The organism is Brasilonema sp. UFV-L1 (genome assembly GCF_012912105.1).
Lineage (GTDB): Bacteria > Cyanobacteriota > Cyanobacteriia > Cyanobacteriales > Nostocaceae > Brasilonema.
Genome location: NZ_QMEA01000002.1, coordinates 33,125 through 47,054 on the forward strand (window position 1 = coordinate 33,125; position 13,930 = coordinate 47,054).

Consider the following 13,930-nt stretch of genomic DNA (forward strand, 5'->3'; position numbering starts at 1 on the left):
TGCGAATTGAATCCAAAAATAACAGAAAATAACAGAATTAATAAATTTTTCATTCAAAAATCACAATTAATTTTTAATTTTTAATTTTGAGAGAGGTTTGAGCACTGGAAACCACCGCTCAAATCTATGTTCGTAATGTAAGCGTAAGGAACGGTGACAAGCAAATTTGAGTGTAACAAGGGTCATCCTATCAGGTGATGTTATCTCAAGATTGTGAGCGATATCTTAAAAAGATAATAATTTAATTAACATTTAAGACTAGACCTATGAAAAAGATTGTTACGGCTAGTCTGCTAGCCATAGCAACTATTAGTGGATTTTTGCTTGACAATCAGCCAATTCAAGCTCACTCTCGACGTTACAATCACTATCTTCCACATGGATACTATCCATTCTATAGAAGTCCAATCAGTTACTGCTATCCTGTGACTCACTGGCTTATAGACGAAGACCCTGCGTATCATCCTCAAGCTTATGCTGATGGCTATCGTCAAGGACAAGAGAGTGCAAGAAGAGGAAACAAGTACAAGCCCCGTACTGCTGGTGGGGAATTTAGCCGTGGTTTTAATGACGGTTATTCTGGAAGAGAATTTGCTGGTCAAAAACAAGTTGTTCCTAACGAATATAAGCCATACACTACGTCAGAATGTGGTTGGTATTAAGGTATTAATAGTTAATGTGCAATTTAAATGGATAACACCCTACTTCCTTCCCGGTCTAATAAGATGACCTGTAGTAAGTTATTCCTCTATTTGTGTTCTCTGTACCTGGTTGCAGTTAAAAAAGAGGTATTCTTCTGGCGGGAAGGAAGTATGATACCTGTCTAAGGAGAGATGAAAATCCATGCAAAAAAATAGAGCATTTATAAAATGCTAAGTCATAGGCGTGACGGCTATTATAGGGTGCAAATATTTTTGAGTGAGAAACAACATAGATAAGCACAGAGTTAACATGCTATTGATATCTGTGCTTATCTATGTTTTTTATTGGCTAGTTGCCAAAGATTATGCTGCTTGAAAAATAGGAACTTCTACACTTCGGCACCTGCTTTTGGTTCAGCACCCATAGGTGAGACGTAATCACGGAAAAGATTAATTTGCTGCTCAAAATCTATGAGCTTAATTTTGTTGAGTAGTTGTTGAGCTTGAGAAGAAAGCTGATAGTCTGAAGGCATAGGAATGATAGTGGTGTTTTCCATGCCTTGAGCTAAGCGATACCAAAAAAGTAGTTTGGTTGTATCACTCATTGAGCCGTACATCCGAGAATATTGATTATCTGCTTTGTTAATCAAGTCACGCTGAAATTGCAACTGTTGTTCGTGGGATAATTCCTTAATTTGATTAAACAAACCTTCAGCAACATCTGGAGAAACAGTACTAGCTGCAGGCGCAGCAGGTGTAATAGAACTACCCATTTCTTTGTAAATGAACCAAAACAAAGCTAGCTGTTCGTCCACGTTCAAACCTTGAAACGCTGTCACACATTCGCGGATATTTGGATCGCTAGTTTGAGTAAATGTCATAAAAAACTCCGATTGCAATTAATCACCAACACTAGCAAAGCTATCAAACGTACATTTGGTGTTTAACCCCACTGAAGACAGATGTATCTAAATCAAAGAGAAGAACAATAAGAAAGCGAAGGACTTAAAAATGAGGAACAAAGCTGAAGATGCTCCTCACAATAGTTCTACATTTTTGTTGTTAAGTGATTGCAAAACACTCCAAATCCAAAACAAAAAACATCCATCAAAAGGCTTGTTTATTCAGAAAAACGAGTTTTTGAATGAATTTTCAGGAGGTTGAAACATGGAAAGACGTTTACAAGGAAAAGTAGCCATCATTACAGGAGCGGGTACCGGTATTGGAGAGGCGATCGCCCACAAATTTGCCAAAGAAGGAGCATCAGTTGTTGTTAATGGATTAGCCGATGATCCAATTGAGGATGTCGTCAATTCAATTAGACATTACAGCGGTAAAGCAATACCCTATTCAGGAGATGTTTCACAAGAATTCCACGCTCAAAATTGCGTACAAACAGCTATTAATGCCTATGGCAAATTAGATATCCTGGTCAACAACGCTGGAGTTTTTCTTGCTACAGGCGAAACTCAAGACTATCCCATTGATATCTTTGATGAAACTATCCGCATGAACATCCGTTCTGCGTTTTTGATGACAAAATACGCACTACCGCATTTACAAAAAACGCGGGGTAATATCGTGTCTGCTGGTTCTGAAGCAGGTTATAACGGTTTGGCATACAATACGCCCTACGGTGGAACCAAAGGCTGGATGCATTCTTTCATGCTTGGCGTTGCTGTTGAACAAGCAAAACATGGAGTCCGTGCTAACTGCATCTGTCCGGGTGCTATTGATACTGCTTGGACACATAAAGAAGACGGACCGATGAACGCCAAGATGGAAAAAACTCTCATTGACGCCACACCGATGGCAAGACGCGGTACACCAGAGGAAATCGCAAATGTTTATGCTTTCATAGCTTCCGATGAAGCAAGTTATGTCACAGGTGCATTGTGGCTGGCTGATGGTGGTGTAACTACTGCAAAAGGAGCAGCAGGGGCAGATACACCATTCTGGTTACGCTTAGAACCCAAGGGCGAATTACGCCTCGATCACTCCCGTGAAGGATTGGAGAACAAAGAAACAAAGACTCTAATCTAGACAAGGGGACTAAACAATTCAAAATTCAAAATTCGCTCATTCAAAATTCAAAAAAAAGAACTTTGAATTTTGAATTTCTCCCCATCTCCCCATCTCTCTATCTCTCTTCATAATCTTGTGAAGACTTTGGGTCTAATTCCCAGCGGTTATCGTCACGTTGCTCAAAAATGTCTGTTGTTCGTAAAAACGCTTTGTCGTCCATTTCCATCCCAACAGCAGCACCAAGTTCATCAACAATATCTTGATCGGGAGTAGGAACAGTACCACCAACAGCTTCATCACCTACATCTGCTGCTCTTTCCCAAGCCGCATCCACATCTAGTGCTGTTAATTCTGGATTGGCGTCAGTATTTCTTTTGATCTCGGTTTGCAGTTTATGATCGCCAATGTTGTACCCTGGTTCTGTGTGAACACCAGTTCCGTAAGATTCAGTAATTTCTTGCGGTAAATCATCCGTTTCATGTTCGTTATCACTATTTTGCTGTGTGAAATCTTTTTTTTCTGCCATAATCCTAAGTCCTTGCTGCATCCTCACGATAGCGCTTTCTCTTCAGACGGTGGTCTTCCGAAAGAAGTATGACTTCCGAGATAAAACAATCTCTTCCTTAAGAATGAAGAGAAGCGACTCATTGATACATAGTCTTGTATGTATCAATTCACGTTCTAGCCACTTCATGGAGGGTTATGAGTTTAAGGAAGTGGAGGTTATTAAAGTATTTGGCTGATAACTTTCATAGAATTACTCATAACTACCTTCTTTTTATGATTTTTTATATATTTTTATATAAAAGAAAAGAAAATTCTTACTGAAGATCTAAAAAAATCTTCCAAAAGAACGACTAAAAATTAGTCATTAAGATCAATAATTACAAGAGTAAATGAATTCATGGTCGAGTGATAAAAAGTTGGGATTTATGACATGGATATCTATCTCTTGATTATCTGATATAGATATCCAACATCATAAATTCTGACTCTTTTCTTAAAAAGATATTATGTATGCATGATTAAAAAATCAGTCAGTCGAAGGAAAAAAATATTGATTTTTAAACTTACTATAGATAATCAAGACTAACAGTTGACTTCACTCAAGTATTTAGTTGAGATTAGTGGAGGCATATAGTAGTGAAATACGACGAGTTTATTAAGCACGTCCAAAGTGTAGCTCAGTTGAATTCTCGTGAAGAAGCGGAGTGTGCAACTTATGCAACGCTCTTAACTATCAAAGAGCGTATTGTTGGCGATGAAGCAAAAGATTTAGCAGCACAGTTACCAAATGAATTGGGTAAATATTTGTATGGGCGAGAAGGTGAAAATGGGCAACACTTCTCTATGCAAGAGTTTATTACTCGTGTGAGTGAAAAACAGAGAGTAGATCCAATCGCAACAGCAATTCATGTACGGTCTATATTCATAGTGTTGAGAAATGCAGTAACACCTGGTGAATTTAAAGATTTTCAGGCAAATTTTTCAGAGGATTATGCAGAACTTTTTCCAATATCACCAACGAGTGAAGTCACAGCATAAAATGACTGGGTGTTTTGTTTATATTACATTTTAGTGTCATCAAGAACTGCTTTTGTAAAACTGAATACTCTAGGTCATGAAGAGAAATTAAGGAGAATCATCAATGCTCAACAATCATATTAGTAAGAAAAAAGTTGCTATTCTCATTGAAAATGATGTGGAAGATTCGGAATTTCAAGTTCCTTACAATGCATTCAAGCAAGCAGGAATAGAAGTCGTTGTCCTCGGTTCCCGCGTCAACGAAACTTATAAAGGGAAACAAGGAAAACTTTCTAAGCAAGCCGACGGTACCACAACTGAAGCAATGGCTTCTGATTTTGATGCTGTGGTAATTCCCGGTGGAATGGCTCCTGACAAAATGCGGCGTAACCCCAATACAGTCAGGTTTGTGCAAGAAGCGATGCAGCAAGGAAAATTAGTAGCTGCAGTTTGTCACGGACCACAAGTTTTAATTGAAGGCGACTTACTCAAGGGCAAAAAAGCCACTGGTTTCTTGGCAATTCGCAAAGATATGATTAATGCGGGTGCTGATTATATAGATGAACCTTTAGTCATTGATGGAAATTTAATTACATCACGTCATCCGGGAGATTTGTCAATTTTCTCCACAGCTCTACTAAGTCGTCTAGGTTATGGTGGTAAAGATGCAGCTTTGCCAGATGAAACAGACACAAGAGCTGAATGGTGGAAATTAGCTGATGCTTGGGGTGGTTCCACCAAGGGTGAGATTGTCAAAGCTTTAAATACAGTTCTTTCTGGTGAGCGTTATTCCCAAGAAGCGCTGGAGAAATATAGCGAGAAAGAATCGGATGCACAAATAAAATCTCTGTTTCAGGAGATGATTGGTAATAAACAGCGCCACATCGAATTTTTAGAAACGCGTTTGAATGAACTGGGTGAAAAGCCTTCTTTAGCAGCAAATATCGCTAACCAGTACGCGAAGGTAAAAACAGCTCTGACAGGAAGCGACGATATTTATCAGTTGCGTTCTGCTTTGGGTGACGTACAAACAGGTATCGGTGATATTGGCAATTTGATAGCAGCCACAACTGATCCAGTTTCAACTGCCATTTTCACACAAATCCACAAAGATCTGTTGACGTACGAACAGCGACTTGTAGATTTGTATCGGACGCGGGTAGGCGCACAACTGAAGTCTGCTAAACCGACAACAGGAGCTGCTGTCACGATGTAAAGTCTTTGTGGAACGAACCATATAGGCACAAAGTAGAAAGAAAAAAAATATCAGGATCTGACATTATGACGGGTAGTCGTGTCAAATCAGGAAACTAGCCCCCAGCGCTTACTAGCCTTGGTTTAATGGTTCGTTTTCAAGAGTCGAGGGAGGGAAGAACGTGGCATCAACATGGGAAAATCAGCAGGGTCAGGGTCAGACACAAGCCAGTGAAACAGAGCGTTGGGCGACATTAATTGGCGGTAGCGCAATGGTTTTGCTTGGGTTAAGTCAACGCTCTCTTAGGGGAGTATTGATGGCTTTGGCAGGAGGCGGATTAATTTATCAAGGTGCAACTAAACAAAGCACGATTAAGCAAGCACAGCAAGCAATCAGCGGCGGTATGAGTCAAGCTATCAAAGTGGAAAAGACAGTAACAATTGATAAAGGGGCAGATGAGCTTTACCGCTTTTGGCATAACTTTGAAAATCTGCCTCATTTTATGAAGCATCTCAAGTCTGTAAAGGTACACGACAATAAGCGTTCTCACTGGATTGCGAGTGCGCCTTTAGGTACAAGTGTAGAGTGGGATGCAAATATTATTGAAGACCGGGAAAATGAATTGATTTCTTGGGCTTCTGTGGAAAGTGCAGACATTGACAACTCTGGTTTTGTCCGCTTCAAAAAAGCTCCTGGTGACCGTGGAACTGAGGTCAAAGTTGTTGTTGAATATAACCCGCCTGGTGGTGCTTTAGCATCTATTTTCGCCAAACTTTTTGGTGAAGAGCCAGAACAACAAATAGGAGATGATTTACGCCGTTTCAAGATGTTGATGGAAGCAGGCGAAATTGCTACCACTGAGGGACAACCAACAGGTAAGCAATAAAGTCAAAAGAAATAAGGCAGGACTTTGAGCTTTTCAAGTTCTGTTAACAGTTAAAGCTTTGGTCTTTAGTTTGTAGTCATAGCTTAAATAATTCAGACAAGCTAATGACCAGAAGTCAAGTAAAGTACAATGGAGGATTATTATGAATCGTTTACGTCAAATTCTGACAGTTTTTCTGGTTGGTTTAACATTTTTTGTCATGCAAGCTTTTGGCTATAACGGATTACAAGCTCAAGCTAACAGCACCGTCACAAGCCCAGAAGGTATTTATTACAAAGGAACACCTACAGGCAGTAGTGGCAATATCGATAATAATGATAACGTCAGCAACGACAACAAGCAGTTTGAGCAATCCAGAAACAACCTAAAAGAAACTGCTGAAAATTTACGCGAAAAAGTTAACAACGTTACTGAATCAGTTTCTCGCAACGTGGGTGACGCTGTAAAAACTCCAGAAGGTATTTATTACAAAGCAACACCTAATGAAGACAATTTCAGCAACAGCCATAAGCTATCTCAAAATAACGAAAACCCTCTCAAAAAAGTTGCTGATAATGTTCGTGAAAAACTCAATCTTGATGAAGAAGTTCCTCGCAGCACAAAAGAATTTTTGAAATCAACAGAAAAAAGAGTTGAAAAGACAGTTGAGCCTGTAACTGGAAAATCAGAAGGATACTATCAAGAACCTCCCAGAGTTAGATAAGTAAAGTTCGACAAGTAAAGTTCATGGTGTAGGGTGCGCTAAGTCCCTACACCTTGATAACAAATGAGCAATGACTAAGGATTAAAGACTTATGAAAGCAGTTTGTTGGAATGGTGCTAATGATGTGCGAGTCGAAACAGTGCCAGATCCAAAAATTATTAACCCGCGTGATGCCATTGTCAAAATTACCTCAACAGCAATTTGCGGTTCTGATTTGCATCTTTACGACGGCTTCATCCCCACAATGGAAAAGGGTGATATCCTTGGTCATGAGTTTATGGGGGAAGTCGTTGAAATTGGTAGTGCAGTTAAGAAAATTAAAGTAGGCGATCGCGTTGTTGTTCCCTTCACAATAGCCTGTGGTAACTGCTATTTTTGCAAACGAGATTATTGGTCATTGTGTGACAATTCTAACCCCAACGGTTGGATGGCAGAAACATTGATGGGTTATTCACCATCTGGTCTATTTGGTTACTCTCATATGTTAGGTGGTTACGCTGGAGGTCAAGCAGAATACGCCAGAGTACCCTTTGCCGATGTAGGCTTATTCAAAATTCCTGATAATTTAACGGATGACCAAGTATTGTTTTTAACAGATATTTTCCCAACCGGTTATATGGCAGCGGAAAATTGCAACATTAAACCTGGTGATGTTATTGCCATCTGGGGTTGTGGACCAGTTGGGCAATTTGCAATCAAGAGTGCTTATTTGCTGGGTGCAGAACGTGTGATCGCCATTGACCGTATCCCCGAACGTCTGCAAATGGCTAAAGAACAAGGCAAGGCAGAAGTCCTCAACTATGAACAAGTGAATGTTGGGGAGGCTCTCAAAGAAATGACTGGTGGTCGTGGTCCTGATGCTGTGATTGATGCAGTCGGGATGGAAGCGCACGGCACAGACTTTATGGCATTATACGACAAAGCAAAACAAGCAGTACGTTTAGAAACAGATAGACCTACAGCCTTGCGTGAAGTCCTTCTTTCTTGTAGTAAAGGCGGTCACGTATCAATACCGGGTGTTTACGGAGGCTTTTTAGACAAAGTGCCGATGGGTGCTGCGATGAACAAAGCTTTGACCATCAAGACAGGACAAACCCACGTTCACAAGTACTTACGTCCTTTACTTGAGCACATACAAAATGGCAAAATCGACCCATCATTTGTCATCACTCATCGTTTTCCCCTAGAACAAGCGCCCTACGGCTACGAAATTTTTAAGCACAAGAAAAACAACTGTATCAAAGTTGTTCTCAAACCTTAACAGTATTGGTCATTTGTCCTTTGCTGCAAATGACCAATAACTAATGACTAATAACCAAACTATGTTTGAATCTCTAAAAAAAGAACTATCCCGCCGTTCTCTTTTACATAAAGTAGGCTTTGGGTTCATGGGACTCAGTGTTGCTGGGACACTTGGACATATTATCAAACCGGCTCGTACCTTAGCCCAATCAGAAGCAGCACCATCTAACGAACCATCTTCTGTGCCTCCCAACAAAAAGCTAGGATGGGCAGTTGTTGGTTTGGGTAAGTTTGCTACCCAGCAGATAATGCCCTCGTTTGCAGAGTGCAAGAGTTCAAAATTAGTGGCTTTAGTGAGTGGCGATAGCGCGAAAGCCGAAAAGTATGCAAAGCAATACGGCGTCAATCCCAAAAATATTTATAAATACCAGAACTATGACTCTATCCGCAACAACCCTGAAGTAGATATTATCTATATCATCTTGCCCAACGGCATGCATGCAGAATATAGTATTCGTGGAGCGCAAGCAGGCAAACACATCATGTGTGAAAAGCCGATGGCGAACACGGTAGAAGAATGCCAAGCAATGATTGATGCGGCAAAAAAAGCAAACCGCAAGTTAATGATTGCTTACCGCGCCCAATACGAACCATACAACCTCGCCACCATTCAACTTGCTCAAAGTGGCAAACTTGGTAAACTCAAGTTAATCACCTCAGATCACGGACGAAATCTCAACCCCAAAGATCCCGCCGACGTTTGGCGGATGCAAAAAAAACTTGCTGGCGGCGGTTCCCTCTACGACATCGGTGTCTACAGCTTACAAGCAGCACGGTACATCACTCGTGAGGAACCCGTAGCAATTAGTGCCATGACGTACAGCACTCCTGACGATCCCCGCTTTCGAGAAGTCGAGGAAAATGTCAACTTCGTGCTGCGTTTCCCTAGCGGCGTCCTTGCCAACTGCACCTCCAGCTACGGCTACTCAAATACCAAACGCATACAAGTTTTCGGATCTGACGCTGTCTTAGAATTAGACCCAGCAACCGACTACTACAAACATCGCCTAACAATTAAGGACAAAAACGGTAACCAAGAGCAAAAAATTGAAGAAAAGAACCAGTTCGCCCTAGAAATGGATCACCTATCCGAGTCCATCATACAGAACAAACAACCCAAAACCCCCGGCGAAGAAGGCTTGCAAGACGTTAAACTTATGCAGCTCATTTACGAAGCCGCCCGCACAGGCAAAACCATCAAAGTTTAGCACTCTCCAACTCTCCTCTTCCTTTTCTTTCTTTGCGTCCTTCGCGTCCTTCGCGGTTCGTTTTCCATAAACCTAACTGAGGAAACAAATATGGCTGACACAAGCGTTAAAAAAGTAGACTCCGCCTATTCTCCCAAAGGTGAACAGGGTCAAAAGTATCTTGCATCTGGCACATCTGTTTCAATGCGTCTTTGGGAAAATGAACAACCTGGTGAACCCAAAGAACTAGCAACACGCGAATATGAAACTGTAGGTTATGTCATCACTGGTCGTGCCGAATTGCACATTGAAGGTCAAGTTGTTTTACTAGAGCCAGGAAGTTCCTGGGTCGTGCCAAAAGGAGCATCCCACACTTATAAAATTCTAGAACCATTGACCGCTGTTGAGGCAACTCATCCACCTGCCCAAGTTCATGGTCGAGACGAGAATTAATTTATACCTATTAACTTTTGACGAAATTCGCTCTTACTCATATTAAACCAAAAGCTAAGCTTTTGGTTTTTTCTTGATTTTCTAATAGTTAGAGCCTCTGAAGGTGCATTCTTTGACTTATCAAGAAACGAGATGCCCTCAATCAATTTACTTATTTTCTAACTATTTTTTTTGTAGTTTTTATTGAACCATAGAGTGATGTACAGCAAGTCTTAAATGAGTTTCCTAGAAATCATAGGTAGCACAAGAATCAGATTAGTCTGATTTTGTGCCAGACCTATGTCTAACTAATTAGGTAATAATAATGTTCTACCACACCAAGAAGCTACAGTATTTCAAAGCACCAGAAAAACCAGACCCTATTTACGCGAAGAAAATTCAAGAACTCATCGGCGGTACTTTTGGTGAAATGACCGTGATGATGCAGTACCTGTTCCAGGGTTGGAATTGTCGCGGGCCTGCTAAATACCGCGATATGCTTTTAGATATTGGTACCGAAGAAATCGGTCACGTTGAGATGCTTGCTACGATGATTGCTCACCTTCTAGATAAAGCACCCATCAAATTGCAAGAAGATGGTGCAAAAGACCCAGTAGTGGGTGCGGTTATGGGTGGTACCAATCCACAAGATGTCATTACAGATATCATGGGGGCAGCTATGAATCCCCAACACGCGATTGTCTCTGGTTTGGGTGCTATGCCATCCGACAGCGTCGGTTTCCCCTGGAACGGTCGCTTTATCGTTGCAAGTGGTAACCTCTTGGCAGATTTTCGGTCAAATCTGCATGCCGAATCTCAAGGACGCTTACAAGCAGTGCGAATGTATGAAATGAGCAACGACCCAGGAGTTAAAGATACCCTGAGTTTCATGATAGCCCGTGACACCATGCATCAAAACCAATGGCTAGCTGCTGTTCAGGATTTAGAACAATCCGGACTAGAAACAACCCCTGTTCCCAGTTCTTTCCCATTAGACTTGGAGAAGCGCGAGTTTGCTTATCAGTTCTGGAATCATTCTGAAGGTACAGAAAGTTCTGAAGGTCGCTGGGCAAAAGGTCCTTCTCCAGACGGTAAAGGTGAATTCCAGTATGTAGAAAATCCTAAACCGCTAGGACCAGAACCATTACCTCCTCAAAGCGATCCAAGACTGCACGGGACGCCTTTAAACAAACAAGCACAAGGTAGCGCTGATCCTTTGATTAATCGCACGACTATCGGTAGCTGAACTACCTACACCGACCTTGCGGTACGATGTAGGCTTCCCAATTCATCAGGAGTTGCCGCCCCGGTCGTAGACTTTCGTCCAAACCGCTTTGGTCTTACACCCCCTCCAAGGGCAGTAGCGCTGGTTCCCAACGCTCTTACGAGTTCGCCAGTTGCTCCACTTGGGGAAACACGCGCTTGTGCTACAACGGAGGGAACCTCCCGCAGTCGCCACAACGGGGGGAACCCTCCGATAGCGCAGCGGGCAAGGGAGGGCATAGCTTTGATCGGAGGTTTCCTCCGATCAAACAACTCTTGGCAAGGCGCTGCTCTTGGCAACGCACTGGCTCCCCAAGACCGCACTGGCTCACCAATATCCGCAAACCTTCATTTCTGATATTAATCGCTGCATTTATGTCTCTGTCATGGTGCGTATTGCAGTGTGGACAAGAAAATGAGCGAACCGAGAGATCCATCTTTTCGAGCGGTAGCAGCGTAACATTACACAAATGAGAGGAGGGGAAGAAACGACCTATTTCTAGGTATACCTTTTTTCCGCTTCAACACGGGCTTAAAACCCGTTACTTGTAATGAGGCACCGCAGTTTTTCCGGGTTTGGTGAAACGGTGAACGCTCCGTTAAAATGAGTCCCGACAGATTAAGACGGGTGCTCAAAAAAAGGGGAGCCAGTGCGTTCGGCGGGGATGCCGACTTGAAGCAACTGGCGTGGTCATTTGGAAACGGGGAAGGAAGAGTCACAAAGGAAAACAAGATCCAGTAGTACGCGATACGCGTTTGCGTATCCCGAGGGCGGGACGCTTTGCGACGAGCGCGCCCCCTATGCCTGCGGCACGGCTGTTGCCTATCGGGGCTAGCGTCAAGTCTCCGGCTGATCGCAAACAAGCAGACCTAGATATTCAGGACTTACGCAACTGGCAGTGCCAGTTGCGTAAGTCCTGTTAAAGCTCAAACGCCTATATCCGGTGATCGACGATTAGGATTTACTAGTCGGTCAACAAGCTATTGCCACCACATTGAGCAATGCTATCAGTTCTGGAAGGATTACCCCAGCATAGCTGTTCACAGGTTCTCGTGGTACTGGCAAAACCTCCAGCGCTCGCATCCTCGCCAAATCTCTCAATTGCTTGGAGGTAGAAAGTCCTACCACTCAACCGTGTGGTAAGTGTAACTCTTGTCAGGCGATCGCCAACGGGTCATCCTTGGACGTAGTCGAATTAGATGCCGCTAGCAACTCTGGTGTTGAAAACATAAGAGAAATCATAGAGCGCTGTCAATTTGCCCCAGTAGAAAGTCGATACAAAGTGTTCATTATTGACGAGTGCCATAGTCTCAGCAATCAAGGGTGGCAAGCTCTTTTAAAGACTTTGGGTTTTCAAGGTTCTGATGAATTATTATAAGCTTTACGGTGTCTACCTTTGGCGTTTTATCAGTTCCTGTTTTTACCGCTTTGCGGGGACTGTTATCTGGTGGCGCTTTTGGTTGTTGCTGCCGTTCTTGGCTCACAAATTGAATATAACGAAGAGTGCCGAAGATTATCAAGATAAATGCCGAAGATTATTACTATTCTTCGTGGTGCATTCAACGAAACCCTTGGCATTGTTTCGGTACAATACCGTAAGCTATAGAAGAACAAACAAATTACACATAAATGGCTAAGACAAATAAACCTCGATTGAATTTCACGTTGGATGAGGAGAGCAAAGATTTTATAGAAGAGTGGGCAAGGCAGGAACGCAGAAGCGTTGCCAATCTGCTGGAGGGGATTGTATTGGAGGCGGTTAGTCGAAAAAAGCAGGTGAATGGGAGTGGTCACTCTTAAATGAAGTTGAGCGCTCGCAAAACTTCATTTTCGCTTGTCATGACAAAAACAGCTATAATGAATCTCATTTTTGTCCTGACAGTGTTGAGTATATGATTCAGACCCAATCGGAACTGACGCGCCGTACAACAGGTGCTGTAACAGTGCAAGCATTCTTTACTGAGGAGGAACGTCAGCAGTTCAAAGCGATTTGCAACGATGCTGGCAGCAACATGGCTCATGTCTTGCGTATGTTGGCTTTGAAGTGGATGGAAGGAAAGGAGGACAAATGACCAACGCAGCAGCTATGAATACCGTAATTACACCAGAAAGAATCGAATTGCCTCCTGGTGCTATCTTGAAACTCTTGGGAAACTGGCAAGACTATCAAAAGCTGCAAACACAGTTAGGCGATCGCACTATACCTCGTATCAAATATCGACTGGGAGAGATTTGGCTGATGGCACCGCTACCAGAGCATGGAAGAGATGCGAGCTTGCTGGCAGATATTGCTAAGGTTTTGCTGGATAGTTTAGAGCAAAGATACGACTCATTTACGCCTATCACCATGAGCTTGCCTCTTGTTAGCGGCATTGAGCCTGACTATTGCTTTTATATTGAAAATTGGAGATCCGTAGTAGGCAAGAACCGTATCGACTGGCAGAATGACCCTTCACCAGATTTAGTGATTGAGGTAGATGTTACTAGTTATACCGATATTAATGACTATCTCCCTTATAAAGTGCCAGAAGTCTGGCTGCTGAAGAATAAGCAGCTATTAGTTTACAGATTGCAGGGTGAAAGTTACGCACTTGCAGAAAGCAGTTACTTTCCTAACGTTTCAGAAATTGTACGGCAATGTCTCCTAATTGCAAGTGAGCAGACAACAAGTGAGGCAATAAGGTGGTTAAGGAACGAATGGCACGCTCGATAAGCGATCGCTTTCCGAGGAGTTAGTAAAAAACTTAACAATTCTATCCACGTAGAAAAAG

17 protein-coding genes and 1 pseudogene are annotated in these 13,930 nt (G+C 42.4%); 14 read left to right on the forward strand and 4 right to left on the reverse strand.

Features of this window, described 5'->3' with window-relative positions; translation table 11 throughout:
* Positions 1-266: 266 nt before the first annotated feature.
* Entirely contained in the window at positions 267-662 is a 396-nt protein-coding gene (locus DP117_RS00910; RefSeq protein WP_169216462.1) for a hypothetical protein, read from the forward strand.
* A gap of 368 nt (positions 663-1,030) precedes the next feature.
* Here the strand turns inward: DP117_RS00910 and DP117_RS00915 are convergent, their stop codons facing one another.
* On the reverse strand, positions 1,031-1,522 hold the full coding sequence (locus DP117_RS00915; protein WP_169216463.1) for an orange carotenoid protein N-terminal domain-containing protein: 492 nt from the start codon (positions 1,520-1,522) through the stop codon (positions 1,031-1,033).
* Between the two features lie 286 nt (positions 1,523-1,808).
* On the opposite strand from DP117_RS00915, the gene DP117_RS00920 reads away from it, so the two are divergent.
* Positions 1,809-2,684: an SDR family oxidoreductase gene (locus DP117_RS00920; RefSeq protein WP_169216464.1), complete on the forward strand. Its 876-nt coding sequence runs from the start codon at positions 1,809-1,811 to the stop codon at positions 2,682-2,684.
* 97 nt (positions 2,685-2,781) lie between these two features.
* Here the strand turns inward: DP117_RS00920 and DP117_RS00925 are convergent, their stop codons facing one another.
* On the reverse strand, positions 2,782-3,192 hold the full coding sequence (locus DP117_RS00925; protein ID WP_169216465.1) for a DUF6335 family protein: 411 nt from the start codon (positions 3,190-3,192) through the stop codon (positions 2,782-2,784).
* Between the two features lie 617 nt (positions 3,193-3,809).
* Here DP117_RS00925 and DP117_RS00930 point away from each other — a divergent pair.
* From DP117_RS00930 to DP117_RS00965, 8 genes are all read left to right on the forward strand, one after another.
* Complete coding sequence (locus tag DP117_RS00930; protein WP_169216466.1) at positions 3,810-4,211, forward strand: DUF2267 domain-containing protein; 402 nt, start codon at positions 3,810-3,812, stop codon at positions 4,209-4,211.
* Positions 4,212-4,314: 103 nt separating this feature from the next.
* Positions 4,315-5,406, forward strand: coding sequence for a DJ-1/PfpI/YhbO family deglycase/protease (locus DP117_RS00935; RefSeq protein WP_169216467.1), 1,092 nt, complete (start codon positions 4,315-4,317; stop codon positions 5,404-5,406).
* 160 nt (positions 5,407-5,566) lie between these two features.
* Positions 5,567-6,271, forward strand: coding sequence for an SRPBCC family protein (locus tag DP117_RS00940; protein WP_339381179.1), 705 nt, complete (start codon positions 5,567-5,569; stop codon positions 6,269-6,271).
* Positions 6,272-6,413: 142 nt separating this feature from the next.
* Complete coding sequence (locus tag DP117_RS00945) at positions 6,414-6,974, forward strand: hypothetical protein (protein ID WP_169216468.1); 561 nt, start codon at positions 6,414-6,416, stop codon at positions 6,972-6,974.
* Between the two features lie 91 nt (positions 6,975-7,065).
* A complete protein-coding gene (locus DP117_RS00950) occupies positions 7,066-8,235 on the forward strand; it encodes a zinc-dependent alcohol dehydrogenase (RefSeq protein WP_169216469.1) in 1,170 nt (389 codons plus the stop codon).
* A 43-nt stretch (positions 8,236-8,278) separates the two neighbouring features.
* Positions 8,279-9,484 (forward strand): Gfo/Idh/MocA family oxidoreductase, encoded by a 1,206-nt coding sequence (locus DP117_RS00955; RefSeq protein WP_248277475.1) that lies wholly within the window; start codon positions 8,279-8,281, stop codon positions 9,482-9,484.
* A 90-nt stretch (positions 9,485-9,574) separates the two neighbouring features.
* The gene (locus tag DP117_RS00960) at positions 9,575-9,916 is read left to right on the forward strand and encodes a cupin domain-containing protein (RefSeq protein ID WP_169216470.1); all 342 of its coding nucleotides are present in this window, start codon (positions 9,575-9,577) and stop codon (positions 9,914-9,916) included.
* 304 nt (positions 9,917-10,220) lie between these two features.
* Positions 10,221-11,141 (forward strand): manganese catalase family protein, encoded by a 921-nt coding sequence (locus tag DP117_RS00965; protein WP_169216471.1) that lies wholly within the window; start codon positions 10,221-10,223, stop codon positions 11,139-11,141.
* Between the two features lie 5 nt (positions 11,142-11,146).
* On the opposite strand, the gene DP117_RS00970 is transcribed toward DP117_RS00965, so the two are convergent.
* Together DP117_RS00970 and DP117_RS35860 are read right to left on the reverse strand one after the other, a co-directional pair.
* A complete protein-coding gene (locus DP117_RS00970) occupies positions 11,147-11,398 on the reverse strand; it encodes a hypothetical protein (protein WP_169216436.1) in 252 nt (83 codons plus the stop codon).
* Complete coding sequence (locus DP117_RS35860; protein ID WP_339381187.1) at positions 11,323-11,655, reverse strand: zinc ribbon domain-containing protein; 333 nt, start codon at positions 11,653-11,655, stop codon at positions 11,323-11,325. Before DP117_RS35860 ends, DP117_RS00970 begins: the two co-directional genes overlap by 76 nt.
* A 468-nt stretch (positions 11,656-12,123) precedes the next feature.
* On the opposite strand from DP117_RS35860, the pseudogene DP117_RS00980 reads away from it, so the two are divergent.
* The 4 genes and pseudogenes from DP117_RS00980 to DP117_RS00995 all read left to right on the forward strand — a co-directional run.
* Positions 12,124-12,507, forward strand: a pseudogene (locus tag DP117_RS00980) (hypothetical protein); the annotation flags it as partial.
* A gap of 281 nt (positions 12,508-12,788) precedes the next feature.
* Positions 12,789-12,959: a hypothetical protein gene (locus tag DP117_RS00985; protein WP_169216472.1), complete on the forward strand. Its 171-nt coding sequence runs from the start codon at positions 12,789-12,791 to the stop codon at positions 12,957-12,959.
* Between the two features lie 92 nt (positions 12,960-13,051).
* Positions 13,052-13,231, forward strand: a complete 180-nt coding sequence (locus DP117_RS00990) for a hypothetical protein (protein ID WP_169216473.1) — start codon at positions 13,052-13,054, stop codon at positions 13,229-13,231.
* Positions 13,232-13,245: 14 nt separating this feature from the next.
* Complete coding sequence (locus DP117_RS00995) at positions 13,246-13,872, forward strand: Uma2 family endonuclease (protein ID WP_169216572.1); 627 nt, start codon at positions 13,246-13,248, stop codon at positions 13,870-13,872.
* Positions 13,873-13,930: the final 58 nt, after the last annotated feature.